Raw genomic sequence first — 26,683 nt, 5'->3', positions numbered from 1 at the left:
GAATAATGGATTATAGTAAAATAAATCAATCACAATTAAAATATAGCTGCACAGCTGGAGGTGCAGCAGTCAATCTTTATACGGGTCGTTTACTCTTTGAACACCCTGACATTACCATGGGTTCAAACGGTTATGAAATTGGAGTATCCCATATTTACAATTCACAGATAGAATTACCTAGTAACATAAATACTTGTATGGGGAATGGTTGGAAGCTTGATATACAGCAATACATATTCAAAGATGAAAACGATAATTATGTTTATTTAGATGGTGCTGGGTATCAACATGTATTTGAGAAACTTCAAGGTGATCAATATTATGATACCACGGGTTTAGGATTAATCTTAACTGTTAATTCATCAAACAAAGTCATAACCGATGAACAAGGTAATCAAATGAAATTTAAAGCGGATAGATTGGTAAGTACTACATCATGCCAAAATTCAGATATAGTCAAATCTTTTAATTATACAAATGGAAAGTTAAAATCCATTTATGATGGTAGGAAAAAGGGTGCTCAAATTGTCTTTGATTACGACATTACTAATGGACTTTTAAAAACGATTAAATGTAAAACTAACTTAATCGTAAAGAAGATTTATAATTATTATTATGATTCAAGTAATAAACTTGTAAAAATCACTATGACAGCAGAGGGTATTACACAAAATATTGCATTATTTAGTTATACAAATGGGAAAATGGATTATACCATTTCTATGGAAGACCAATCCGCATTGAAGTTTAATTATACAGGAAACAAAATAAATAAGGTTAGTACTGGAGTGGCAAAATTATCACTTACTTATTCAAATGAGCCTCCGGCATTGTATTGTGGAGATGATTTGTTCTGTGGTGATGATATATTTTGTGGAGAAAACGATTATAGAATTTCCGGGGGCGTTGAAACAATAGACGAGGATAAAATAAGCCATAATGAATTTGAATATAATCCTAAAAATACCATAGTGACAAATGATAAAGAAATTAAAATGGTTTATTATTTTAATGATAAAGGTTTTACTACTTCTATTTTAGAAGCTAATAACGGAGATGTAAATGATTTACGATCACTTGAAAAAATCCCTGGAAAATCAATGATAAGTCAAGGAAATGACGTGGAATCAATAAATACACGAAAAGCATATGTATGGAGTACTAGTACTGTATTGTCTGCGGAAATTAATCAAAAGCTAAAGGATTATAGAGAAAAGAAATGTTTAGATTATGTCCATTATACTTGTAGTTTCTGGCTAAAGTTAAATCAACAAATGAGAAGTTCAAAAATAAATATAACAGTAAGTTCATCTGAACCGTTTAAAACTGAAACTGAAAAATTAAGTTTTGGAACATTTGATAATAGCGCAGTTAATAGTTGGCAATTTATTTCTATTCCGGTTTATATACCTTACAAAGATTTGAAGTCGATAAAATTGGAGTTTGAAGACAAATATGCATCTAAAACAGTCAAAATAGCTGACATGCGTCTTTCATATAGTTCTGTATCAAAATTATGCTTGACCAACAGTCAAAGTTTGCTTTCTTTAGATATGGTTACAAGTATAGAGTATAACAACGAAAACCCTAGTATAACAGAAGACTTTTATATTTCTGAGAATGATATACAGTCGACATATTTGAGCTTTTTTGAAGAAAGAGTAAAAAAATCTCAAAGTAATAATAACTTTGTATTGTCTTGTTGTGATAAAACAAAAAAGATTGTTGTTAATAGTGTAGTATTAAGTGCTGGATCTGACAAAAAATTTCCGATAGAGTTTGAAAAGGATAATTTTGGAAGTTACAAACCACGTGCCCAATTTTACCGTAAATTGACATCACCAGATAATAACTTGAAAACTTATATGAAATTAGATTTTATAAAAAATATAGAAATCGGTAGTAAAACAGTTAATTGTATTCGCCAAATAACTGAGGCTAATAAGGGTTCTGTTTCTAGTTATACAGAATCTTATGTAGATTTAACAGGGAAAATTTTGATGGTACAGGATGAATATGAAGTACAGACGTTATATGATTATGATACAAATGGAATCCTTTCAAGTAAGACCATTCAAAATAAGAATGACCTAAGGGAAAAGCTCACTTTTAATGTAAGCACAAACGCTAGTGATAAAAGCGAGTCAGATTACAAAAGCAATACAAAAACTTATTACAATGATCCATTCGGAAATATAGATAAAATAGAATATAATGGGAAAGGTGAAGATGCAAGCAATAAGCTTACTACAACTTTTGGATATAATCTGTTCAAAGATAAGTTTAAGACTATAGAAAATGATATCGATACCGGTGGGAAAAACTATATACATCACGATTCTAATGGCAGATTGTTAGAGGTTACACCAATAGGCTGGAATTCAAATGATATGTATGGCTTTAAATTTGGTTATAATGTTTTAGGGAAACCATGCAAGTATTATTTAACCTATAAAAACGGAAATCAAAAAGTTGAAGATTTACTTGTAGAAAAAATCATAAATCATACAGACGGTACTATCACGACAAAACAGTATAGGGATAAAAATAATCCAGACATTTCCACCGTAACGTTGGATAAATATGGAAGAACAAAATTTGCTGATGAAGGTGGTAATATAACCACTTTCAAAAGACAGGATTCAACAGGCACTAATGGTGCAAGCGTTGGAGCAACAGAAGTAACCAAGATGTATGATCCTTATGAGAATAGGACATATATTTATCATTATGATGACTCTAATAATGTAACAGGATATGATATAAAAAATAGTGATGGTACACCTTTTTTTTCAATTAAGGCATCTGGAGAGAACAAAACCGAGTATAATGGTTTGTATAAATCTAATAACACGTTAATAATAAATCAAGAAGAAAAATTATTAAATCCACGTATTAAAGAGACAAATGACACTGGTAAAACTTTTTATAGTTACGATAATTTAGGAAGAATTGAAGGTAAAATACACCATTGTTATGGAATGGATTCTGTTGCAATTTTTACTGAAGATACTAAGTATAAACCTAATACATTGCTTAAAAAAAACATTATAACCAAGCTATATAAATCGACTCCCTGGGATCCAACACATCATCCAGAATATGTTTTTGATTATACTTATGACTATCGAGGTAATATAGAAACAAGCTCATTCACGAAAAAAGATAGGAGTACTACAATCTCTACAGAAATCATCAGCTATACTTACGATAAAGCAAATCGGTTAAAAACAGAAAAAAAAGTTGATAATGATGCAAATACAAAAACATATACTTATAATAAAGACGGTAGCATAAATACAGAAAGTGTCGGCACGACAGTAAAAACATATGAGCAAAAATACATGTATAAAAAAGGTAGACTGGTTGGCTTACATTGTACTGATTTCCGTTATAATGATTATCATTATGAATTTGATTATGACAATCTGGGCAACTGCACAAAATATATGTCAACGAATTTGAAATCAGTGAACATGGAATGGGAAAGAGGAAATTTACTTAAAAAATATATTGGTTCAAAAATCGCAACTTATTCTTATAACAATCAAGGTATACGGTTCAAGAAAGAAATTTCTGGAAATACTACAACTTATTATCTTGATGGCGCAAAACTCTTAGGAGAAAGGTTGAGCAATGGAAAAGAAATAAGGTATATGTATAATGCTGAAGGAATAATGGGGTTTCAGATTTTAATAGATGAAATAAAGTGGAGGAGTTATTTTTATGTAAAAGATGCTCTGGATAATGTCCTCGCTATTTTTGATGATAACGGTAATGAAGTTGTGGTTTATGAATATGACTCATGGGGAAATTGTTCAATCAAAAAGGATGATAAAATTTTTGATATAGGTACACTTAATCCTATTCGCTGGAAAAGTCAGTATTATGATAATGAAAGTGGATTATATTATATTAATGGTAGGTATTATTCACCTATTATGAAGCAATATGTAAGTGCGTTATCTCCGGAAACTGCTATGGTGAATGCTGGAACGGTTTATGGGTTAAATATGTACTTATTAACTGTTGCAAATCCTGTGAATATGAACTATAATGGGTATACAATAGCAACAAATACTAAACTTACTTGGGATCCACCAAGTTTAAGTGGATGGCAAATTTTTTGGAAAGTCTACTGGGGAAATTTATTTCATAGTAGTACGGGTAAAGCAATAGCTATAGTATTATTTGTTGTGGCTTTGATAATGGCGATTTTCATTCCGGTATTTAGGTCAATTTTCATAGGTACGATTCTTAGTGGAGGATTGGTAATAGGCACATGTGCAGCTATTGCTGGGTTTCAAAGTGACAAAGGTTTTTTGAATGGCTTTGTCAGTTACATAAATGAAGAATGGGCTCAACATGTAGCTATAGATATGACTTTGGCGTTAATGACCTTTGGTGTAAGTAAATTTGCACAACTAATGGCTAAGGGGGTAAAAAAAGCTACAGGGGCTTTTAATCCAGCTTACAAAGGTAGAGGCAATGGGCTTGGTGTATTAGATGGAAAATCAATAAGTGTATCAGAAAAGGGATTGAATATTGTTGAAGCACACTTGTCAAAATTTGATGATTTTGCTCCAAATAATGCGATGTTAAGGAGACTTAATGATGCTTTTGCAAGTGGACGAAAAATAAGTGGTGCAGATGCAAGTTTTTATATACATGAATTATCAGAAGCAACATATATGGCTCGTGGTATAGGTTATAGTGATGCACATCGAATGGCATTACAAAAGTATGGCGTTTCTCGTTTCAGTGTTTATCACGCAGATGTAATTAATATGTATCCAGGATATTTTAATTCAAATTGGAGTAATTTTTGGAGGTAAAAAGTGTTAGTATTAGATAAATTAGGTCGATATAAATTAGCAAGATTATGGATAAATGATTTTCGAAATAGGCAATTAATTTTTAATAAAATAAAACAAACAAAGGTAAAAGCAAATTTGTTTGATTTACAAAAAAGTCAAATAGTTTGTGAAGTCAAACTTCCACGGAATAGTAGTTATTATGCTTTATTAGGTTGTAATTTTGTTCCTGATAGTACTGGTTATTTAACTGTTAACATTTACTATTCAGAAGAAAAAAATATCGAGGTTTTTAAGGATAGTTTATTAAATAACATTAATGAAGTTGTATTGTTTGGCATAAAGGAAGAATATGTTAACTCAATTTTGTCATATTTTGAAAATTTGGAAAAAGATATTATTATACCTTCTGGAATAATTAATTTTAATATAGGTGCTTATTCGGAAATAGGTTCAAGTAATATTCTCTTTACACAATTAACAGAAGTTTTAATGGCGTTAATAACTAAAGATTTAAATAAATTAGATTTAGAACAATTGAATTTAATAGTTTCTAAAAAAATATAAAAAAATAGTAGTCATAGCAATTCGTTATGGCTGCTTTTTTTATTTAAGTAAACTAGTAGATATCATTTCTCATGAATTTTATTTTTAACCGATATATTTTATTATCATTATAATTAAAACCAAGCAGACAATAGAGAATTGAGTTTAAATGAAAAAATTTAAACTTTTTTTATTTTCCCCTTTAAAAAAACAGCACTTGTATTATATATTAACTGAAGTTATAATTTCCAATTTATCAAATAAACATAATGACAATATATACAGTATTACACCATAGTAAATTATATCAAGTTAATTAACATGATAATCAGTTAATGTTTGCAATCAAATCATCTATAGGAAGAACCATTAAGATTTATAAGTATATAAGTCAAAATGTATGGTTTATGTAAAATATTAGTCATAATGGTTTACAAAATACAAGAAAGGTCTTATGTTATAAAAAACGAAATAAAATAAAAAAAGCGGTGATATATGTGAAAGTATTTGGTTATGTTCGTGTCAGTACATCAACACAGGCTGAAAAAGGATATGGCTTACAAACTCAAATTGATAGTATTAAAAAATATTGTTTAGAAAACAATTATGAATTAATTCAAATATTTATAGATGAAGGAATAAGCGGAACTGAAGTAGATAGAGATGGATTAACTGATTTATTTAATAACTTTAATGGTATTAACAAGGTTGTAGTATTGAATACATCAAGGTTATAGAGAAATGATATGACGAAAGTCTTTATAGTTAGACAATTAGAGAAATTAAAGGCTGATGTAATATCAATTGAACAACCGACTTATACGATATATTATAAAGACCCCAATGATTTCTTTTTAAACGGAATCATGGAGTTATTAGACCAATATGAAAGATTAAATATCAATTTAAAACTTTCAAAAGGTAGGAAGACAAAAGCGAAAAGTGGAAATAAAGCATGTGGAACAGCACCAATCGGATATAGATGGAATAAAGCACACATTGAGATTGATCCAAATACATCGTTTATCGTTGACTGTATTTTTAGAAAGTATTTAGAATTAGGTAGTTTACATAAAGTCAAAAGATATTTAGATAGTGAAGGATATAAAACCAATCAAAATAAATCCTTTAGTGTTCAATCGATAAAAGAAATCTTAAGAAATGATTTCTACAAAGGAAATATAAGACACAATAAAATCACATATGAAGGAAATCATCCTGAATTAATCAATAAGATTACTTTTGGGAAAGTACAATCATCATTAAGCAAAAATTCAAGAAGAAAATAAATAAATTCAAATTACTTAGGTATTTAGAAATATAGATAGGCTGAGACCCCCTTGCGGACTTTAAATAGTTAACGCTTCATAGCCGAGGTTGCCGGTATATTTTTAGATAAATGATTGATTACATTATAGGAGAGGAAATAATAATTATGGGATTTACAGTAGAATATAAATACGTTTATGTCGGAATTGATTTGCACAAATATACACATACAGCGGTAATTCTTTTACCGCACAACGAGAAAATAGGTGAAATCACCTTTAAAAATAATCCTAACTCATTTGATAAGTTAATTGAATTTGTCAATATGAAAAACACATATGGGTTAATACCTGTATTTGGTCTGGAAAATGCATATGGATATGGTCGTAATTTAGCGATTTATTTAATTAGAAACGGATATATAGTAAAAGATGTAAATACCAGTTATATCAATAATAATAAAAATAAAGGTCCGATGAAATCAAAAAGTGATAGTGAAGACGCAAAAGTTGTTGCGAAAAAAGTATTAGATGATTTAGACCGTTTACCTGATGCTCAACCACTTGATATTTACTTTTCATTAAGTCAATTAGCCAGAAGAAGAGAAAATTTAAAGTTTAATGAAGTCAAGTTAAAAAATAAATTACATGAAAAATTAGTCATTAGTTACCCATGTTATAATCGATTGTTTAGTGAGATTGATGGAAAGACAGCTCTTTATTTTTGGTATACATACCCATCAAAGAAATATTTAGAGGGTTGAGTGTAGAAGATTTAGCGAAAGATTTACGAAAAGTTAGTAGAAATAGTTGTAGTACCAATAAAGCACAAACTATTTTAAGATTAATTGAAAGTGATGGGGAATTAAAACGATAATATATAGAAACTAATGATTTATTAATTCGTTCAATATTAGATGAAATGAAACATAAAAAAGAAGAGATTAAGAAGATAGTATTAGAAATTAAAAGAATACTTAATCGATTAGGGTTAAAATTAGAAATAATACCTGGAGTAGATACAGTGATGGCAGGAAGAATTATTTCAGAAATAGGCGATATTAATCGATTTAGGAATGCTGATAAATTAGCGAGATTAGCAGGAATAGCACCTTATACAATGAGTTCAGGAAATAGTGAATTAACAAAAGCAAGTAGACAAGAAAACAGAAGATTATTTTCAGCGATATTCTTTTTAGCAATACAAATAGTGAAATTGAAGAAAGGGACAAAAGAACCAATTAATCCGATATTTTATGAATATTATCGAAGAAAAATTAGTGAAGGTAAAACTAAAACTCAAGCTTTAATATGCATTTCAAGACGGTTAATTAATATCATATATGGAATGCTTAAAATTAAAACTGAATATAGAGACAAGAATATGGAAGAAAAAAAGGTAGTATGATATAATAGGTAGTAATCAATACTACTTTTTTTATATGTATATTTAAATAGTTTTAATATTATTAGTTAGTGAAAATTAGAGTTAAAGTATAGATTTTTGGCTTAGTATAAATTTTACTTTATGCCAAGGGGGCGAGTAACCCTAATAAAGTATTAGGAGGAAAGTTTTCTGTAGTTGATGCATCAAAAGGAGCAGATGAAGTAGGACATCATATAGCTCAAAATGCTTATTATAAAACTATCGGAGTCTCAAGAAGTAATGGACCAGCAGTGTTAATGACTAAATCAGACCATGCATTAACACGAACCTTTAGAGGAAAAGGGAGAAGGACAATGAAAACAGATTTAGGTTTAAGTGCAAGACAAAGAATGTACTTAGATGTAATGGATGTAAGAAGAAATTTTGGACCTAAGTATAATAAGGGATTATTAGAAGCTATAAAATATGCTAAAACATTACCTCAATACTCAAAATAGATAATGGATAAAGAGTATTATTTAGAAAGGATGATATAGTAATGGAGTTTATTAATGGACTTAAAAAAGCACAAATGCTAAATAAAGATTGTGATTATATTTTATTAGATTTAGAAGGTTTTTTATGCATAACGAATAGATTTTATCGTTTTTCAATTGATGATGAGCAGTTGGAGTATCTAAATAATGTATTGGATAATATTCTTAAGTGTGATAATGAGGCAAAGATTATGGTGTGTGCATATAAAGACGAACTGGTTGATAATGAACAAAAGACTTTTATATATGCAGATTCTATTTTGATATCAACAAGTATAAGTAAAGAAAGTATAATAGATATTTTTAATGAAGGTTTAGATGAATTTTCTCCAAGTGATATAAGTACTTATGAGGAAATAAGTGAAATAGATAAAAATGAAATGATGTACATTACTAATAATGGAACTATTAAGACTATGGCAGAAGTTTTAAAAGAAACTGAAATTAAAAATATTAAAATTATATATTGGGATTAGTATAGTACTATAAGTTATTAAGTGTAGAAGAAAATATTATTAGACTCGATTCAAAATTTAAATATAACTTACTGCATATTTAAGGTAACTAAAAGTAATAAGAAAAATCAATAAATTTATAAGAATATATTACTACATAATGATAATTCTGCATCGAGTTAAGACTAAGGCTAACATGGGAAATAAAATTTCTGTGTTGGTCTTTTTCTTTGCACGAAAACTGAAAGGAGAGAAATACAATGAATACAATTGTAAAAGATTTTGAAAGACATCTACTTGAAGATGGAAAAAGTACTAAAACAATAGAGAGTTACGTTGGAGATGTAACAGGATTAATTAAATATTTAGAATCAATGGGAGTAGAATTTGAGGGAACTCTTAAAAGATTCTACATAACAAGCTACAAGAATAATCTCATTGAGAATGGTTACGAGCCTACAACTATAAATAATAAAATAAATAGTTTCATATCCTTAAGTAACTATTTGATAGAAAATGGATACATGAATGAGGTTGTAATTGACCTTAGAAAGGATAGAGTTAAGATTGCTTCAGGTTCAGAGCATCAAGTAGAAGTATTTTCAGATAGGTTAGTTGAGAGAATACTTTTCTACATTCAGAATCAAAAGAAAGTAAGGTTAAGAGATAGAATGATAATTCAGATTCTCATGTTCACAGGTGTAAGAGTTAGCGGACTTTGTGACATATAAATGATATTATTGAATTAGCTGATATATATTGTAATATATATGGAGAAGATAAAAAATATAGTGTCAATACAATTGCATTCAATACACCTGAGATTGTTGTTACATGTTATTTAGTAAAATTAATAGTACCTGCTATAGGAAAGTATTTGATTGACAATCCTTCTTTACCAAAACCAATAAATCCAATACCAGCTTAATTATTATATATATTAATTTGCTTATTATGGGAGGAAAAATTAGTATGGATGATAAAACAATAATTCATTGGGAATTTATTATACCAATATTTATTATAGCGATTTTGATCTCTACATTTATATCTATAGATTTTTCATTAAAAATCTAAAAAATTATTAATGTTGATTTCAAAAAATGATTATAATAAAGTACTTATACTCAGTAAAAAAATAAAGAGTTTGGTAAGCGTACAATATAGCACACATTTAATTTATGAAAATAATATGAGATAATCCTCTTAGCTAATATGTTAGGAGGATTTTATAATGAATTATAATAAGTTAAGATCTGAATGGAAAGAAAGAATTGAAGAATATCAAAAAAGTGGATTATCAAAATCAAAATGGTGTAGGGAAAATGGGTATAAATTACATCAACTTCTATATTGGATTAAAAAGAATAATCAAAATGAAAATCAAGCACAAGAAATTAATTGGATACCCATTCCTGTTAATCATGAAATGGTTGAAATGAATGAAGAAAAATGTATAACGATTAAAATAGGAAAATGTAATATAAAGGTTGAACCAGGGTTCAACGGGAATCATTTAAAAGATGTGGTAAAGGTGTTATCAGAATTATGATTAGCCTCAAGGACGTAAAAACAGTTTATTTCGCGACAGGATATACTGATTTAAGAAAATCAATTGATGGACTATCTCTTATTGTAAAAAAACAGTTTGATTTAGATCCATTTTCAAATAACTTATTTGTTTTCTGTAATAAAAGTAGACAAATTTTAAAAATTTTACATTGGGATTATAATGGGTTTTGGATATATAAAAAACGATTAGAAAGTGGTAAATTTAATTGGCCTAAAAGTGAACAGGAGATTACAAGTGCGACTTTAAAAGAATTTTATTGGTTTTTAGATGGTTATGAAATACGTAATGGAAAGGCCTTTAAAGAGGTTAAGCAAAGGGGAATTGTATAGTCCCCTTTTCTTTATATAATTAGACTTTTTTCTAATTTTATGGTAAAATAAAGTATCAAAAAAAGGTGAGAAAAGCAATGAAAAAAGTAGACTTAAATAAACTAACTAAAGAAGAATTAATTGAATATATCTCATCACAAGATTCTGAAATAGTAGAACTTCAAAATAAAGTGAAAAATTATGAAGAGTTCTTTAAATTATATCAACAAAAGCGTTTTGGATCTTCTAGCGAGAAAATTGATCCTAATCAACAAAGTCTAGAATTATTTAATGAAGCTGAAAAGGAATCAAATTTAAATCGCGAAGAACCTAAACTTGAAAAAATTACCTATACTAGAAATAAAAAAGGACGAAAAAAAGTACTGATTATTTAAAAACTCTTCCTGTTGAAGAAATACATTATTATCCTGAAGAAAAAGATTGTCCACAATGTGGTTTTCTACTTCATGAAATGAGTACTGAAGAAAGAACTGAAATTGTAGTTATTCCGCCTAAAGTAAAAATCAAGAAACATATCCGTCATATAGTATCCTGTCGATTATGTGAGAAAAGTGAAATTAGAACGCCTATAATAAAAGCTAATATGCCTTATCCTGCAATACCAGGAAGCTTAGCTTCATCATCTTTAATTGCGTATATAATGGATCAAAAATATACAAATGGGTTACCTCTTTACAGACAAGAGAAACAATTTGAAAGATTGGGAATATTTTTACCGCGACAAAATCTTTCTAACTGGGTAATTAAAGGTGCTGCTTGGTTGGAAATCTTATATAATCGTATGCATAAATTATTACTTCAAAAAGATATCCTACATGCAGATGAGACAACTACCCAAGTATTGAAGGAAAACGGGAGAGAAGCAAAATCAAAGTCCTACATGTGGCTTTATCGAACAGGTTCAGAGGGGAAAGCAATTGTTTTATATGATTATCAGACGACAAGAGCAGGTAAACATCCCGAAGAGTTTCTTGAAGGATTTAAAGGATATCTTCAGGTGGATGCATATACTGGATATCATAATATTCCTAATGTAATACTTGTTGGGTGCTGGGCACATGCGAGGAGAGGATTTGCCGAAATAGTAAAAGCTCTATCGAGTGATGATGTGTCCATTGCGAAAGAGGGATTAACTTTCTGTAATCAGTTATACTCAATTGAGCATAAAATAATGGACTTAACACCTGAAGAAAAGTATGAAATAAGAAATAATGACAGTCGAGAGATTTTGGATGATTTTTTAGTATGGCTTAAAAATCAAGCAGAAGAAATTTTACCTAATTGTAAACTTGGTAAAGCTATTAAATATTGTCTCAATCAATGGGATAATCTTGGAAGATACCTACTTGATGGAAGATTAGAAATTGATAATAATAGAGCTGAAAGATCAATTAAACCTTTCGTGATTGGAAGAAAAAACTGGTTATTCTCTAATACTCCTAAAGGAGCAAAATCAAGTGCCATCATATATAGTGTTATTGAAACCGCGAAGGAGAATAATATAAAACCAATTGAATATCTAACCTATTTATTTGATAGATTACCAAATGTAGATTTGAATGATGAACAAATTCTAGACACATTATTACCTTGGTCAGATGAACTACCTGAAAATTGTAAATTAAACACATAAGAAATCCTCATTTTAGTTAATGAGGATTTTTTATGTGTGTTATATTTGACGGTTCTTTCCAAAGTTATTGAATTTATAGTAAAAATTAATAGTAGACTTTATTTGCCTACTTTACTTAAATCTATCATTTTAATGATTCCAATAATAATACTTTAGACCTCAGTAGATCAAATTTATTTCTGCCATACATAATCCTTTTTATAGATTTTAGTTTATTAACACTTCCTTCTGCTAGACCGTTATTATAACTATACTTTATGGCATTTTCTACGGCATCTTGGTCATTTTGTATACCATTAATGAAACTATCAATTTCCTGAATTTCAGATTCTCTTGCCCGTTTAATCCATTTACTTAAACTGTCTTCTGTATCTTCAAGTAACAAAAGTCTGAATTCTTTTAGTCTTTCAAAGAGTACTTTTATGTCTGGATATTTTTTGAAAAATTCATTCAATTGATTCTCCGTGATCCCTTTTACCTTTTCAAGTGGTTTATATAATAATTTATTGATCAAACGTTTGTCTAAAAATTCTGTAGGTTCTTTTGTAGATGAGGTGTCTTTAGCTAAACGCTTTTCTTTTGAGATAAAAAATCTCAATCCATCTACAGTTCCTGTGTATCCTTTTTCCCTTATATGTTCTGTAATCTTCTTATATGTTATCCCATTAGCACGCATATCAATAACTTCATCTCTAAATGGCATTAATTTACCATTTCGGCCTGTTCCATATTGTCCGTGCACAGGATTGAATTCACCTTTGAGATAAGTATCAATGCTTGTAGTGCTATATCCTGTTTTCTTTGATATGTCTCTTTTTGTATACCCTTTATTCCATAATTCTAGCACCTTATTTCTTTTCTGTTCCACTTTCGAAATGGCGTTGATGTGCTCTTTTCCACGTACAGTTATTTTCTCTTTAGGTATATCTTCTTCCTTCATTTTTATATATTTAGCAACTGTTGTTGGTGAAACACCTAACTTATTTCCAATCGTATCATAGCTATTTCCTTCCTTTGCATATAAACGCCTGGCTTCAATAATTTTTTCTCTACGGCTTAAACCACAAAGATAATCATAACGTTTCTTTCCATCTTGTGATATGAGTGGTATTTCAATGCGACCTGTAATTATTCGTTTCATATACTTTGATATGGATTTCACTAAATTTTTAACTAAATGAAAACGATCACTTACCTGAGTGGCTTTAGGATGAGCGTCTGCAATAGCCGAGCGATAAGTTGTTGAGCCGTCACGTGAGACGAGTTTAATATTTGGAAACGTAGTAAGCCATTCCGTAACTTTCATACTATCTCTTGATTCTAATAAGTCTATAATACATTTAGTTTCAATATCTACCATAATTGTTCCATATGATTTTCTCTTTTTTATCGCAAAGTCATCTATACAGACATATTTAACTTCACTCTTGTTTATGACTAGAGTTTTTTTTTAGGTAATTACAAATTGAGCTTTTCTTGATTTCAACGGTCGTATCTGAAAGGTATTTTGCCGCCGATATAGAACTTTGTGTCAAAGAAACTCGTATAATTTCATCAATTAATCTTTTCGTTTTCTTGCCTTTTTGATCAATAAAACCAAAGCTTTCTGAGAATGTATACTTCTTACAATTTGGATTTGTACAGAACATATTTTTATTTTTTAGTGCAATAACAACTTTTTTCCCCTGTAATGGCAAGTCCTGAAAGCTTTTATTGTATCTAGAATGTACTTTTGTACTTTCCTCTCCGCATAGAGGACATGGGAGTGACTCCTTATTTGATTTTACATTAATGTATAAAGTATCATCAATTAACTCATGTGATATGTAATCAAGACTTTCGTCAAGCATTTTAATTATTTCGTCCATAAGGTACCTCCACTTTTGATACCTTTATTATAACATATTTTTACATAAAATTCCAATAACTTTGGAAAGAACCTATTTGACGCTTACGATGAACTACCTGAAAATTGTAAATTAAACACATAAGAAAAATCCTCATTTTAGTTAATGAGGATTTTTTATGTGTGTTATATTTGACGCTTACAGAGTTTGCATAAAAAGAATATAAGTTTATATGAACAACGGATTTGTTTGTTACTAGCAATATTCTTTTATGAAAATAACGATTTTAATAATTTTGATTATTATATAAAAAAATTCATAATAATAAAATAATAGTATACAGATATTTTTGGAAAGCAATTCAAGCATATTGCATAAACGATATTGTAGATTTTAATAAAAACTATGATTTATTTATTAATAATGAATGTTTAGATAAAGAATGGCAAAAAGGTTATAAAGAATATTATGAAATATTAAAATTTATTTATGAATATGTTGATAGTAACAATTTAGATATTGAAAAGTTTAATTACTATAAAAATAGAGTGACTTTTAAATCACTTAGAAACATATTTATAGACATTGAATCAAAAAATAATTTATAATAACTGATTATTGTAAGAAAAATTTATGAGAATGGAATAATAACAGATTAAAACAATAACACCATAACACTAGGAACAATCATCTCAAGAAGTTTTAATAGAAGGTTTTATTTCATCTAGTACAATAACATTATTATAATAATTATGGAGGATTTTTATGTTATACGAACTAATTTAAATTTTAGAAAAAAATCTTGTAAATGATGATGGATTATTAATTGAATTAAGATTTGGTAAAGGTATAAATGAATATAAGTTAATGAAAATTTATGACAATTTGAATAAAATTATTATTGAACTTAAAAATTTTGATAATATTCCAAAGAAACTTGCAATGATATTTGTTGATCTATATCCTGGTATGGAATCATCATTAAACTTATATACTGAAGAAGAAGCTGATAAGATTATGGATGTAGCTGATAATTTTATGGAATTAATAATGCAATGTTTAACATAAATTTTACTAGATTTAAAATCTTTAATACGTTTTTCCCATTCAATACGTAATTCTTCTTTAGTCATTAATAATCCTCCTAAGTTTATTTTCTTAGAAGGATTATCTCATATTAAGTTTATTATTGGAATGTGTGGAGAATATGACGCTCACGTTTATCCAATTACATTAGGTGTTGATAGATTAGATGAAGCATATCAAAATATAAAAGACTTTGTGAAAGAGGTAAAATATGGAACTAAAAAAACATATGATGATTTTAACAGATGGGTTATTGATAATACATTGAAAAATTTGGGAGATTTTTAAATGTTAAAAAGTGACTATTTAAATATAGAAAATAATGAAAAAATATATAGGACTAATTACTATATCACTTTAATTTTAGGTATTGTAGGTATTATTTTTTTATTGGTTTATGTCATAATGTTTAAAGATGGCTCGTTACTAATCATTGTTTTTTTTCTTCTATCATATCTTTATAATTATAATTATAAATCTAAATATAAACAATATATATATATTAAAAAATATGAATTTTTAGAAGGTATTGAAATTAGTAATTACTTAAATTCAATTTTAGATCGGTTAAATGTTTTTAAATATAAAATAAAGAAGGTGAATAGTAATTTCTACAAAGCAAACAAAAAAAGCAGAAATTATGGGATTTATTATGTAGAAGAATTATCTGATAAAAATATCAAAACAAACTATTCATTATCAAAAAAATATAAATATACGCAATTAATGAAGCATTCATTTGAAGATTATAATTTAGTTAACATAATAATATCCAATCATATAGATGATGATGTTATTGATCTTCTTCATTATGATGGTTTTAATTTGTCTCCTCATAATGAAATGTTTATTGGAGTTGATTTAAGCCAAGGAAAAGTATATGTGAATTATGGGGCTAACAATGTTAAAAATCCATTTTCAAAAGAATTATATGAGATTGTAACTGGAATGAATCGTTATTAATAATGAAGTAAAACAAGTGAATCTTTTAGAATAGAAGGAATCATTGTTGTCCCTAATAATTTAGATTAATTTATCTAAGATAAAAATCGATTAATTAATTTGAAAATAAAATTTCGTAAAATTAATATTTCCCATGAACAAGAGACATGTAGCTATTATATTACAGATGAAGAAATTCAGGAACTTATGAAAATAGAGGGTTTAAGAGTGGTGTAATATTTATAATTTAAACATGATTGTTTAAGATAAAAAGTGAAAGTAAAAAAGGTGTTGACAAATATGACGAACGGTCATATAATATATGTATGGATAAAAGAGAACAGAAAAAAAATGAAATCCTAGAAAAATCAATCAATGTCATGTATGAAAAAGGATACAACGGAACTAGTGTTAAGGATTTAACTGATGCTGCATGTATTCCTAAAGGGTCGCTTTATAACTATTTTGAGAATAAGGAGGATTATGCTAAAGAAGCCCTAACCTATTATTATTCATCTATGAGTAAAGAGCAATTTGATATATTGGATAATAAGAACTTAGATCCTTTAGAAAGAATTAAGAAGTTTTACAAAAAGATGATTTTAGATGTTAATACTGATGAAATGTTGTGCAAAGGTTGTTTTGTTGGAAAAATAGCTCAAGAAATGAGTGGAGTAAATGATTCAATTCAAGAAGTCATATCGAAAATTGAAGATGAGATAATAGGTAAACTTAGTAAGAATATTTACGAAGCTCAAAAGCAAAATATGATGCATACCACAACGTCAAGTCAAAAATTAGCGGAATTTATATTTAATAGTTGGCATGGAACGTTGATTAGAGCAAAAGTAACAAGGAATGTGAAATCATTAGAGGATTTCTATGATTTATTAGTAATAACTCTACTTGTGTAGAGTTTTATTAAATAAAATATAAATGACGACCAGTCATATAATTAAAGGAGAACATCATGGAAAATTTAGAAAAAAAATTACAACAAGTTTGGGATCGACAAGAAATTGAGCAGTTAATGTATAGACATGCTCGTTCACTTGATCGTATGGATGAAGACTTAATGAAGTCAACTTATTGGCCTGAAGGGATTGAAGAACATCAAGAGCCTATCTATCCAGAATTATTTTATTGGAATGATAATGCATGGAAGTTTGCACCAGAAGCTATGAAAGGTTTTGCTAATTTAAAAGTAACCCAACACAGAATCAGCAATATTTTAATTGAGGTAGATGGGAATCAAGCTACTGCTGAAACATATGTTTGGGCCTATCATGTTCACGAAGAAAACGGTGTTGATAAGGAGGGTATTCTAGGAGGAAGACACTTCTTTAAATTAGAAAAAAGAGATGATGAATGGAAAATATTACATAGAGTTACAGTGTTTGATTGGAATCAAAATCATGATGCATCAGCTGTATGGAGTGAGAAGTTTTCTGACAAATATAAAACAAAAAGAAATAAAGAAGATTTAAGCTATGATTTTATTAAGTAATTATCATGTTAATAGGAGCGTGAATATTTGTGATAACAGATAATTTATTTAGTTCAATTAAAATTGGAAATATAAAAATAAATAATAGGCTAGTTGTTCCACCAATGGTAACTATTTTTGCGAATGAGGATGGAACAGCAAGTGAAGTTTATATGGCATATTTGGAAGAAAAGGCTAAAGGCGGATGGGGAATAATAATACCTGAAAATTATGCAATATCAAAAGAATCAAGAGGATTTTTAAAATTGCCAGGATTATGGAATAATTATCAAATAGACAGCCATAAAACTTTAACAGATAGATTACACAAATATAATGTAAAAGTCTTTGCTCAATTGAATCATGCTGGAAGACAGACATCACGCAAGATTACAGGATGTCAACCTGTGGCACCATCACCTTTACCTGATCCAACCATAAATGAAATACCTAAAGAATTGTCTATTTCCGAAATCAAGGCAATCGTTCGTCAATTCGGAGAGGCAGCACTAAGAGCTAAAAAGGCTGGATTTGATGGAGTAGAAGTTCATGGAGCTCATGGGTATTTAATTAATCAATTTGTATCACCTTTCTCAAATAAGAGGACTGACGAATATGGTGGAAATTTAATGGCTCGAATGAAACTTCCTCTCGATGTAATTGCTGATATTAGGAGTAAAGTTGGAGAAAACTTTCCATTGATTTATAGAATGTCAGCTAATGAATTTGTTGAAGGTGGGTTATCTACTGAAGATAGTGTAGTTATAGCTTCAATCTTGGAAGAAGCAGGTATTGATGCAATACATGTAAGCAATGGAGTTTATGCTAGTTCTCAATATATTATTCCACCATCAGCAGTTAAAGAGGGATGGAGTAGTAATATCTCAGCAGAAATAAAGGCTGTAGTTAACATTCCTGTAATTACAGTTGGAAGAATAAACAATCCACTGTTGGCTTCTTCAATTATAAGAACAAACAAAGCTGACCTTGTTTCAATGGGGAGAGCGTCGATAGCTGATCCATATTTGCCTTTAAAAACTAAGAATGGTGAGTATACAAGTATTAATAAATGTATTGGTTGTTTACAAGGGTGTGCAGGAAGAAATGTTCAACAACTTCCTATTAAATGTTTAGTAAATCCTGTAATTGGAAATGAAAGTAAAGTACAAGCTCAAAAAACAGTAAATCAGAAGAGAGTTACTGTTGTTGGAGGAGGACCAGCGGGGATGCAAGCTGCAATAACAGCATCAAAAAATGGACACATCGTTGACTTGTATGAAAGTAAAGACAGATTAGGTGGACAATTATTACAAGCTGCCATACCACCTAATAAGAGTGATATAAATCAGTTTATAAGAAATATGGTACAAGAAATAAAAAAATCAGATATTCGTGTTCACTTAAATACGCAAGTAACAGAAGAAATGTTAACCGAGTCATCAGCCGATGCTATTATCTTTGCTACTGGAGTAAAACCAATTGTACCTAAAATAGAAGGTATTGAAAAGAAACATGTTGTTCTAGCACAAGACATTTTAAATGGAAAAATTAATAGTGGTGAAAATGTAGTTGTTATTGGTGGTGGATTAGTGGGTGCTGAAACAGCTGAGCATCTAGCAAATCACGGTAAAAAAGTTACCATAGTAGAAAAAATGGATAAACTAGTTGCCAAAGGACAACCTGCAGTAAGATATTTCTTGCTACAAGATATGAAAGAGCATGACGTAATTATATACACAAATTCAACTGTTGAAAGCATATCGGACACATATGTTAATATAAAAACAAGTGATAAATCAATAAAATTAGAAAACGTTGATACAGTTGTTTTAGCCCTTGGATCAGTTTCGAATAATGTATTATATGAAAAAATGAGATATATTAGTAAGTGCGTTAAGTTGATTGGAGATGCTAGTGAAGTTAGAAGTGCACTTGAAGCGGTAGAAGAAGGATTCCAAGCAGGAATGAATATTTAATATAATTAGGAGATTAACTATGGAAAAAATAATTGGAATTAGTGGAAGTACTGTCAAAAATGGGGTTGTTGAAAAGGCTCTAAGAAGAGTACTTGAAGCAACTGGTCTAGATTACGAAATAATAAGATTACACAGAATTGATATGAAACAATGTCTTGGTTGCACAAAATGTGCATATTCAGCCCAATGTATATTAAAAGATGATATAAATGAAGTACTTGATAAAATAGTTAAAGCCCCTGCAGTTGTTTTTGGAACACCAGCAAGAATGGGTGGACTTAATTCTTTGGCAAAATCGTTCTTTGAAAGATTATTCCCCTTGTTTCATGATAATCATTTAGCAAAAAAAATAACAGCTTCTGTTTCAGGTGGAGCTTTTGATCAAGAATTAGTAGCACAAGAATTTTCAAGACTTTTTAAATCATATAAAATGAATGAAATAGGTCATATAACAGTAGGTGGAAATGTCTCTTGTTATAAATGTGGAAAAGGAGAATCCTGTCCAAATAGTGCTTTTAGAATGATGTATGGAGATAATGCTAAAATTGATGATAGCGTCTTCTATAGATTTGAAAATGATATCGAAAAACAAAAAGAAGCAGACTTATTAGGAAAAAAATTAAGAGAAATGATTGTGTGATAAACCTCATTCAAATTAATTTTATTAAATATTATATCTTTGAATAAGAGTCATGTGATTTATAATGTTACATGGTTCTTTTTATTTATAGATCTTTATTATAAAGTGAAGAAGGAAATATTATGTCCATACAATCAAGAAAAAAAGAGTTACCAATTTAAAGTGGTAACTCTAAGACGTATTGATGAAATGTATAATGTTGTAATTTTGATAGGCTATAAGAATTAGTTTTCAAAATATTCTGTCTAATGCAGATTTTGGAGACTATGTGAAGTTTTATCGGGATAATTGCTAATACAAAGTATTATAGAGCCAGAATTTGATTACAGTCTCTCTGTCTTTTAAATAATTATTTAGTTTATTTTAATGCCTCTAAAGCCTTTATATAATAAGTGATAATATTGTGAAAATAGGATTTCATAATGAAATTATGTTGATTGTTTTTAGCGTTTTGAATTAGAACGACTAAATAATCCTTAACTTCTTCAGGATTATTTTGGTAGGTATTTAATAGGGTGTTTAATTTATTATTTGCTTGATTAAATATCAGTTTAATAATAAATGTTAGGATAGCGATGATAAATAAAAATATAATATAGAGGATATATTCACTATAAAAGAATGTTAAACTTAATGCTAGAAGTAAAAATAAGATTATAATAATCCAAGTTATTAGAATACGCTTTTCGAAGATCCTCTGAATTTGTTTAATATTATCTTCAAATACTTGATTCATTATTGCTCTCATAATCTATCGTTCTATTTAAAGTCTTAATTGCTTCATCGTAATATTTATAAGATTTTTTATTAAACAGATGAAATAAAAAATCTTGGAGATTATAGTTATTAACATCGTTTCTATACTTATTAATGTGCTCTATGGTGTTATCTTCATCTTCTTCATAATGTTTTAATAACCAAATATTTCTTCTATAGGATATATAATTAATCATAATACCGATTAGTAACAAAATGCCCATAAAAGAATATAAAAGGGGTGCAGGATATGGACCTACTTTAAACTTAAGAGCAGTTGCTAAAATAATTAATAGGGCACTTAATAATATTAATGAAATCAATTGGAGTAAAATTTTATTTAATATTTTTTTAATGTAGTATTCAAACTTCTGATTCATAATATCACCTTCATTTTACTATTATAGCATATATTCAGTCGTTTAGTGTCATTTTTTTTATTAAAAAAGCCCACTTAATGTGGACTCTTTACTTAACAATGGGTTTAAAATTAACCCCAAATATCCCACCTAAACCACCTGAAAGGATAAATATTCCATATTTAGCGATGGTACTTAATGACATCTTTGATTCAAGTCCTAAAAATTGAATAAGTAATAAGATGATAATCATAAAAATTGATAACATGATACCATTTAATAAACCTTTTGCTTGTTTAATATTTCCACTTAAAAATCCTAATATTATAAATAGTAAAACCCCAGTAACAAAAATGTAAATGGATTTATCTTCTACACTAACTATTTTGAAATAAACTAAAATAGATGAAACAGCGATTATAATTAAAGATAATATAAGCCATATTAATAATATGGTAACATTCTTTTTGAAATTGTTAATCATATAAAACCCTGCCTTTCTATAAAATTATATGATTTAATTAATCTGAATAGAATAAATAAATGAAATATATATAAATAATTTAAGGTGATAACATGTATGAAATGATACAAATTCTCTTACGGACTTTCTTTAGTTACATATTAGTTTATATCACATTCCGGATACTTGGGAAAAGAGAAATTGGTGAATTAAGTATTATAGACCTCATTGTCTTTTTGATGATTGCTGAAATTACTGTCTTCTCTATTGAAAATATAAATAAACCATTTATCCACTCTGTAATTGTCATCGCTTTACTCATTCTTTTACAGAAATTATTAAGTTATATTACACTCAAAAATGTTAAAGTCCGTGAGAAATTAGAGGGGACTCCTTCTGTAATTGTTGCCAATGGTAAAGTAAATTATCAAGAAATGAAAAAACAAAATTATTCATTTGATGATTTAATGAATCAATTAAGAGATAAGGAGATACGTTCTATATCTGAGGTAGATTATGCAATTTTAGAAATAGGTGGAACCTTATCAGTATTTAGAAAAGGAGAAAGAAATATATCACCATTACCTGTAATTATTTCAGGTCATTTTATTGAAGAGAATTTTAATTACTTAGATATTGATAAAGAAAGAGTAAAACAATTATTAAAAGAACAAGGTTATGATGATATTAGTAAAGTTTTATATGCCAATTATGAAAATGATGAATTATTTATCATTAGGCTTAATCCTAATGATTAATAAGTTGATTTTTTATTTTTCTGATGTCTCCTATGTTAAATAGAAATACAATACCTGTATAAAGAATGATTAAGATAAACATATTAATAAATGCATTACTGATAAATTGTGAGATTTTCAGTAAACTTCCTACTAGATAAGTAAATATTAGTAAATATATAGAAGTAAAAATGGTTTTAAAATTATATTTCATTTTTATTGTTTTACTTAAAACAATAAAATCAGCAACAGTAACGAATATAGAGTTTATTATAATTGCGGTTGTTAATCCATGGACATTAATATAAGGTGTACTAACTAATATATAAATTAGAAATAGTTTAATGGCAGCTCCTATTAAAGTGTTCATCATTGCTGATTTTGCTTTGTCTATGGCATGTAATGTTGAGGTAATTGGAAGTTGAAAATAGTGAAATAAAAATAATGGGGCCATATAAGATAGGAAAACAACACCATCGGTTGTATTAAAAAATAGTTTCATTAATTCATTTGGATAAAGTGTTAGAATTATGGTAAATATACCACCTGATAAATATGATAAAAAAATGGAAAGGTTAAAATAGTGACTAATTTTCTCGCTATTTTTTTTTGTATGAGCTTCTGAAATAATCGGAATGAGCGGGATGGAGACAGCAACACACAAAAAGGATGGGACTAATAATAATGAAATTGTATAACCTGTAATTTGACCATATATTCTTGTCACATAATGACTACTTATTCCAATAGATATCATCGCAAAAGAAAAGATAATTGGTTCAAAAAAATGGGATAAAGAACCAATTAATCGACTACCAGTTGCGGGGAGTGAGATGGTTAAAATGTCTTTAATGATGTTTTTTTCATAGGTTTTATTTTCAACTCTTTTTTTTATAATTCGATTCCATGAACGTTTATTTTTTATTCTATAGATCATATAGATTAATGAGATAGCTTCTCCAATTGACATTGATAGAATCGCTCCACAAACCGCAAGTTCAATACTATAAGGGAGTAAAATAATGACTAAGCTAATACTTGTTGTAATACGCACGATTTGTTCAATTAATTGGCTATATGAGGGGACGCCCATTATTTTATAGCCATGTAAATAACCTTTAATAATACTTGAAAATGAAACTAAAGGAACAAAAAAAACAAGTGATAGAATTGGATAATAAGTTCTTTTATCATTTAATAAATTGAAAGATAGAAATTTGGCTGAAAGTAATAAAATGGTTATGAGTAATAAACTATTAATTAAACTAATTCGTAAAGCCTTTAATACGATGGTTTGATTGGAAATACGCTGTTTAATATTATTTTCTGAGACTAGTTTACTAATTGCGATTGGAAATCCTAATTGGGCAAGTGATATAAGTAAGACAAAAGTAGGCATCACCATCATATAGATACCAATACCTTCAGAGGTTAATAATCGTGCGATAACCATTCTATTAACTAATCCAAGTACCTTAACAATCATTCCCACAACAACTAAAATAATGGTTCCTTGTATAAATGTTTGCTTTTTCATTGTTTTCACCTTTTCAAATTAAACATTTTCTTATACAATTATAATTATATTAAATTAGTTTTATGAGTAAAAAGGTGATTATTATGTTAGATTCACAATTTAAATGGAATTTACTGTCTAAAAATGAAGTCAATAATGAAGAAGAATTAATGAATATATTGTTTCAAAACCGTAATTTATTGAATGATATTGAAAAAAGTCGATTTTTGAGTGATGAATTATCACTATACGATCCTTTCTTATTTAAGGATATGCATATAGTTATTAAGCGAATTAATGAAGCAATATTAAAAAATGAAAAAATAATGATTTATGGTGATTTTGATGTTGATGGTGTGACTGGCGTTGCGATTTTATATAAAACACTAAAAAAAATGAATGCGAATGTTTTTTATTATATACCCAATCGATTTAATGAAGGATATGGACCAAATCAAAAAGCTTTTGAAACGTTTGTAAATCATGACTTTAAAGTTATTATTACTGTTGATAATGGAATTACAGGAATTTTAGAGGGAGAGTATTTAAAAAGTGTTGAGGTTGATCTAATCATTACTGATCATCATGAACCTAAGTCACAATTACCTAGTGCTTATGCCATCTTACATCCAAAAGTTGTAGGAGAGAGCTATCCTTTTAAAGATTTATCAGGAAGTGGGGTTGCCTTTAAACTCGCCCATGCATTATTAGGCGAAGTTCCTTATGATCTAATTGATTTAGCTTGTCTAGGTACTTATTGTGATATGGTTAGTTTACATGATGAAAATCGTACAATTGTCAAATGGGGAATAAAACAATTAGAAAGAACAAAACATCTAGGACTTCGGTTACTTTCACAAATGGCTAATATTAAAATAATTGATGAAAATACCTTAGGTTTTATTTATGGTCCACGATTAAATGCCCCAGGAAGAATGGATACAGGAAATGTATCTGTAAGACTCTTGACAACAGAAGATATAAAAGAAGCTCAAGAATTAGTTAGTGATATTGAGGCCTTAAACAATGATAGAAAAACTAAAATTAGTACAATAACTGATGAAGCAATTGAAGAAATTACGATGCATAATTTATCACAGAATCATGTGATTGTGGTTGCTAAAGAGAATTGGCATGAAGGGGTTTTAGGGATTATTTGTAATCGCCTTTTAGCCATTTATCATAAACCAATTATTGTTTTAACAGAAACTGAATTTGGTTATAAAGGTTCAGCAAGGACACTAGAAGATTTTCCACTTCACGAAAACTTAGAAAAATGTAAAGACTTGCTTGATAAATTTGGTGGACATAAGATGGCAGCGGGATTAACTTTGAAAAAGGAAAATCTTTCGTTGTTTAGAGAACGACTACATGAGCTAGCACAAGCTAATTTAAATAATTACCTAAAGATTGATTGTTCACTGAATGAAAACATGATTAGTAGTAAATTAACGAGGGATTTAGATAAATTTAGACCCTTTGGTATTAATAATCAAAAACCTTTGTTTTTATTAAAAGACATTGAGGTCATAACTTGTAAGCCTGTTGGAGAAAAAAATAAACATTTAAAACTAAAATTACGAAAAAATAAGTTTTTTTTGAACGCAATTGCTTTTAATATGGGAAATTTATTTTATAATATAAATAATAATGATTTGGTTGATGTTGTTGGCACTTTTGAATTAAATGAATATAATAATACAATTACAAACCAATTTCAAATTGTAGATATTAAGTGTAGCCATAAACAATTCTTTGATTATAGAAATAAAGTTTTTGATGAAACAGTTTATAGTGATCAAAACTTAACCTATCTCTATTTTGAGAAAGATTATGGTTATAGTCAAGGTGAAATGTTTTCTAATGAATTAAATCTTTCAAGTGATGTTGTTTTAATTGATTTACCTAAAAGTTTTGAAGATTTAAAACATATTGTGAATCATCCAAATGTTTTTAATGTTTATATATTATTTAAATATGATGACTTATTTTCCCAAGAGCATTTAATCACACGTGCGAAATTAGCGAGAATTTATCAGGTATATAGAAAATATAAACAGTTTAAGCAAAATGATGAACAATTAATTAATCAATTAGAAAAGCTAGGATTTAATAAAAAAATACAAAACATTTCATTACAGGTGTTTTTTGAGCTAAATTTTGTTATAATAAAGGATAATGAAATTATTGTTGTGGAGAATCCTGTCAAAAGGCAATTAACAGAATCAAAGACCTTTCAACAAATCATAAATCAAGTTGAGTTAAAGGAAAAGCTCATTTTATCTACAAGTTCAGATTTAATAAAGATTTTAAAAAATTAATATATTGTGGAGG

At 28.3% G+C, this 26,683-nt stretch carries 22 protein-coding genes and 3 pseudogenes; 18 read left to right on the top strand and 7 right to left on the bottom strand.

Annotation, left to right across the window (positions count from 1 at the left end):
• Positions 1 to 5: 5 nt before the first annotated feature.
• The 10 genes and pseudogenes from KHQ81_08440 to KHQ81_08395 all read left to right on the top strand — a co-directional run bounded on the left by KHQ81_08440 (position 6) and on the right by KHQ81_08395 (position 12,541).
• Positions 6 to 4,835: a hypothetical protein gene (locus KHQ81_08440; protein ID QVK16927.1), complete on the top strand. Its 4,830-nt coding sequence runs from the start codon at positions 6 to 8 to the stop codon at positions 4,833 to 4,835.
• A 3-nt stretch (positions 4,836 to 4,838) separates the two neighbouring features.
• On the top strand, positions 4,839 to 5,381 hold the full coding sequence (locus KHQ81_08435) for a hypothetical protein (GenBank protein QVK16926.1): 543 nt from the start codon (positions 4,839 to 4,841) through the stop codon (positions 5,379 to 5,381).
• A 470-nt stretch (positions 5,382 to 5,851) separates the two neighbouring features.
• A pseudogene (locus KHQ81_08430) lies at positions 5,852 to 6,649 on the top strand (recombinase family protein).
• A 146-nt stretch (positions 6,650 to 6,795) separates the two neighbouring features.
• Positions 6,796 to 8,036 (top strand): annotated as a pseudogene (locus tag KHQ81_08425) (IS110 family transposase).
• Positions 8,037 to 8,368: 332 nt separating this feature from the next.
• Positions 8,369 to 8,512: a hypothetical protein gene (locus KHQ81_08420; protein QVK16925.1), complete on the top strand. Its 144-nt coding sequence runs from the start codon at positions 8,369 to 8,371 to the stop codon at positions 8,510 to 8,512.
• Positions 8,513 to 8,553: 41 nt separating this feature from the next.
• Positions 8,554 to 9,027: a hypothetical protein gene (locus tag KHQ81_08415; protein QVK16924.1), complete on the top strand. Its 474-nt coding sequence runs from the start codon at positions 8,554 to 8,556 to the stop codon at positions 9,025 to 9,027.
• A 239-nt stretch (positions 9,028 to 9,266) separates the two neighbouring features.
• Positions 9,267 to 9,737 (top strand): phage integrase N-terminal SAM-like domain-containing protein, encoded by a 471-nt coding sequence (locus KHQ81_08410; GenBank protein QVK16923.1) that lies wholly within the window; start codon positions 9,267 to 9,269, stop codon positions 9,735 to 9,737.
• A gap of 503 nt (positions 9,738 to 10,240) precedes the next feature.
• Positions 10,241 to 10,558 carry an IS66 family insertion sequence element accessory protein TnpB gene (locus KHQ81_08405; GenBank protein ID QVK16922.1) on the top strand — a complete coding sequence of 106 codons (318 nt, stop codon included), beginning with the start codon at positions 10,241 to 10,243 and terminating at the stop codon, positions 10,556 to 10,558.
• On the top strand, positions 10,555 to 10,908 hold the full coding sequence (gene tnpB / locus KHQ81_08400) for an IS66 family insertion sequence element accessory protein TnpB (protein ID QVK16921.1): 354 nt from the start codon (positions 10,555 to 10,557) through the stop codon (positions 10,906 to 10,908). Before KHQ81_08405 ends, tnpB begins: the two co-directional genes overlap by 4 nt.
• A 77-nt stretch (positions 10,909 to 10,985) precedes the next feature.
• A pseudogene (locus KHQ81_08395) lies at positions 10,986 to 12,541 on the top strand (IS66 family transposase).
• Between the two features lie 124 nt (positions 12,542 to 12,665).
• Here KHQ81_08395 and KHQ81_08390 read toward each other — a convergent pair.
• The 3 genes from KHQ81_08390 to KHQ81_08380 all read right to left on the bottom strand — a co-directional run bounded on the left by KHQ81_08390 (position 12,666) and on the right by KHQ81_08380 (position 15,521).
• Positions 12,666 to 13,976 (bottom strand): ISL3 family transposase, encoded by a 1,311-nt coding sequence (locus KHQ81_08390; protein QVK19599.1) that lies wholly within the window; start codon positions 13,974 to 13,976, stop codon positions 12,666 to 12,668.
• Entirely contained in the window at positions 13,963 to 14,409 is a 447-nt protein-coding gene (locus KHQ81_08385) for a transposase family protein (GenBank protein QVK16920.1), read from the bottom strand. Before KHQ81_08385 ends, KHQ81_08390 begins: the two co-directional genes overlap by 14 nt.
• 854 nt (positions 14,410 to 15,263) lie before the next feature.
• Positions 15,264 to 15,521: a hypothetical protein gene (locus KHQ81_08380; protein QVK16919.1), complete on the bottom strand. Its 258-nt coding sequence runs from the start codon at positions 15,519 to 15,521 to the stop codon at positions 15,264 to 15,266.
• Positions 15,522 to 15,582: 61 nt separating this feature from the next.
• On the opposite strand from KHQ81_08380, the gene KHQ81_08375 reads away from it, so the two are divergent.
• From KHQ81_08375 to KHQ81_08350, 6 genes are all read left to right on the top strand, one after another.
• Positions 15,583 to 15,762, top strand: coding sequence for a hypothetical protein (locus tag KHQ81_08375; GenBank protein QVK16918.1), 180 nt, complete (start codon positions 15,583 to 15,585; stop codon positions 15,760 to 15,762).
• Positions 15,763 to 16,437, top strand: coding sequence for a hypothetical protein (locus KHQ81_08370; protein QVK16917.1), 675 nt, complete (start codon positions 15,763 to 15,765; stop codon positions 16,435 to 16,437).
• Between the two features lie 305 nt (positions 16,438 to 16,742).
• Positions 16,743 to 17,330 (top strand): TetR/AcrR family transcriptional regulator, encoded by a 588-nt coding sequence (locus KHQ81_08365; GenBank protein ID QVK16916.1) that lies wholly within the window; start codon positions 16,743 to 16,745, stop codon positions 17,328 to 17,330.
• Positions 17,331 to 17,386: 56 nt separating this feature from the next.
• Complete coding sequence (locus KHQ81_08360) at positions 17,387 to 17,923, top strand: nuclear transport factor 2 family protein (protein QVK16915.1); 537 nt, start codon at positions 17,387 to 17,389, stop codon at positions 17,921 to 17,923.
• Positions 17,924 to 17,955: 32 nt separating this feature from the next.
• Positions 17,956 to 19,878: an FAD-dependent oxidoreductase gene (locus tag KHQ81_08355; GenBank protein QVK19598.1), complete on the top strand. Its 1,923-nt coding sequence runs from the start codon at positions 17,956 to 17,958 to the stop codon at positions 19,876 to 19,878.
• 19 nt (positions 19,879 to 19,897) lie between these two features.
• Complete coding sequence (locus KHQ81_08350; protein ID QVK16914.1) at positions 19,898 to 20,518, top strand: flavodoxin family protein; 621 nt, start codon at positions 19,898 to 19,900, stop codon at positions 20,516 to 20,518.
• A gap of 358 nt (positions 20,519 to 20,876) precedes the next feature.
• Here KHQ81_08350 and KHQ81_08345 read toward each other — a convergent pair whose 3' ends face one another.
• The 3 genes from KHQ81_08345 to KHQ81_08335 all read right to left on the bottom strand — a co-directional run bounded on the left by KHQ81_08345 (position 20,877) and on the right by KHQ81_08335 (position 22,117).
• A complete protein-coding gene (locus KHQ81_08345) occupies positions 20,877 to 21,254 on the bottom strand; it encodes a hypothetical protein (GenBank protein ID QVK16913.1) in 378 nt (125 codons plus the stop codon).
• A complete protein-coding gene (locus KHQ81_08340) occupies positions 21,238 to 21,654 on the bottom strand; it encodes a hypothetical protein (protein QVK16912.1) in 417 nt (138 codons plus the stop codon). The genes KHQ81_08345 and KHQ81_08340 overlap by 17 nt, the downstream gene beginning before the upstream one ends.
• A gap of 88 nt (positions 21,655 to 21,742) precedes the next feature.
• Positions 21,743 to 22,117 (bottom strand): TIGR04086 family membrane protein, encoded by a 375-nt coding sequence (locus tag KHQ81_08335; GenBank protein QVK16911.1) that lies wholly within the window; start codon positions 22,115 to 22,117, stop codon positions 21,743 to 21,745.
• A gap of 92 nt (positions 22,118 to 22,209) precedes the next feature.
• Between KHQ81_08335 and KHQ81_08330 the strand changes: the two genes are divergently transcribed.
• Entirely contained in the window at positions 22,210 to 22,854 is a 645-nt protein-coding gene (locus KHQ81_08330) for a DUF421 domain-containing protein (GenBank protein QVK16910.1), read from the top strand.
• Here the strand turns inward: KHQ81_08330 and spoVB are convergent.
• Positions 22,844 to 24,370 (bottom strand): stage V sporulation protein B, encoded by a 1,527-nt coding sequence (gene spoVB / locus KHQ81_08325; protein ID QVK16909.1) that lies wholly within the window; start codon positions 24,368 to 24,370, stop codon positions 22,844 to 22,846. The two genes, KHQ81_08330 and spoVB, sit on opposite strands and share 11 nt — an antisense overlap.
• A gap of 83 nt (positions 24,371 to 24,453) precedes the next feature.
• On the opposite strand from spoVB, the gene recJ reads away from it, so the two are divergent.
• Positions 24,454 to 26,670 (top strand): single-stranded-DNA-specific exonuclease RecJ, encoded by a 2,217-nt coding sequence (recJ, locus tag KHQ81_08320; protein ID QVK16908.1) that lies wholly within the window; start codon positions 24,454 to 24,456, stop codon positions 26,668 to 26,670.
• Positions 26,671 to 26,683: the final 13 nt, after the last annotated feature.

The organism is Mycoplasmatota bacterium, assembly GCA_018394295.1.
Classification (GTDB): Bacteria; Bacillota_I; Bacilli_A; order Haloplasmatales; family Haloplasmataceae; genus JAENYC01.
Note: the sequence above shows the minus strand (reverse complement) of the source record. Positions and strands in the feature narration are given on the sequence as shown.

Excerpts from the sequence above, each read along its gene's own strand:
- KHQ81_08440 (QVK16927.1), top strand. The coding sequence starts at position 6 with ATGGATTATAGTAAAATAAATCAATCACAATTAAAATATAGCTGCACA.
- KHQ81_08420 (QVK16925.1), top strand. The coding sequence starts at position 8,369 with ATGAAAACAGATTTAGGTTTAAGTGCAAGACAAAGAATGTACTTAGAT.
- KHQ81_08415 (QVK16924.1), top strand. The coding sequence starts at position 8,554 with ATGGAGTTTATTAATGGACTTAAAAAAGCACAAATGCTAAATAAAGAT.
- KHQ81_08410 (QVK16923.1), top strand. The coding sequence starts at position 9,267 with ATGAATACAATTGTAAAAGATTTTGAAAGACATCTACTTGAAGATGGA.
- KHQ81_08405 (QVK16922.1), top strand. The coding sequence starts at position 10,241 with ATGAATTATAATAAGTTAAGATCTGAATGGAAAGAAAGAATTGAAGAA.
- tnpB (QVK16921.1), top strand. The coding sequence starts at position 10,555 with ATGATTAGCCTCAAGGACGTAAAAACAGTTTATTTCGCGACAGGATAT.
- KHQ81_08385 (QVK16920.1), bottom strand. The coding sequence starts at position 14,409 with ATGGACGAAATAATTAAAATGCTTGACGAAAGTCTTGATTACATATCA.
- KHQ81_08380 (QVK16919.1), bottom strand. The coding sequence starts at position 15,521 with ATGACTAAAGAAGAATTACGTATTGAATGGGAAAAACGTATTAAAGAT.
- KHQ81_08375 (QVK16918.1), top strand. The coding sequence starts at position 15,583 with ATGTGTGGAGAATATGACGCTCACGTTTATCCAATTACATTAGGTGTT.
- KHQ81_08370 (QVK16917.1), top strand. The coding sequence starts at position 15,763 with ATGTTAAAAAGTGACTATTTAAATATAGAAAATAATGAAAAAATATAT.
- KHQ81_08365 (QVK16916.1), top strand. The coding sequence starts at position 16,743 with ATGGATAAAAGAGAACAGAAAAAAAATGAAATCCTAGAAAAATCAATC.
- KHQ81_08360 (QVK16915.1), top strand. The coding sequence starts at position 17,387 with ATGGAAAATTTAGAAAAAAAATTACAACAAGTTTGGGATCGACAAGAA.
- KHQ81_08350 (QVK16914.1), top strand. The coding sequence starts at position 19,898 with ATGGAAAAAATAATTGGAATTAGTGGAAGTACTGTCAAAAATGGGGTT.
- KHQ81_08345 (QVK16913.1), bottom strand. The coding sequence starts at position 21,254 with ATGAATCAAGTATTTGAAGATAATATTAAACAAATTCAGAGGATCTTC.
- KHQ81_08340 (QVK16912.1), bottom strand. The coding sequence starts at position 21,654 with ATGAATCAGAAGTTTGAATACTACATTAAAAAAATATTAAATAAAATT.
- KHQ81_08335 (QVK16911.1), bottom strand. The coding sequence starts at position 22,117 with ATGATTAACAATTTCAAAAAGAATGTTACCATATTATTAATATGGCTT.
- KHQ81_08330 (QVK16910.1), top strand. The coding sequence starts at position 22,210 with ATGTATGAAATGATACAAATTCTCTTACGGACTTTCTTTAGTTACATA.
- spoVB (QVK16909.1), bottom strand. The coding sequence starts at position 24,370 with ATGAAAAAGCAAACATTTATACAAGGAACCATTATTTTAGTTGTTGTG.
- recJ (QVK16908.1), top strand. The coding sequence starts at position 24,454 with ATGTTAGATTCACAATTTAAATGGAATTTACTGTCTAAAAATGAAGTC.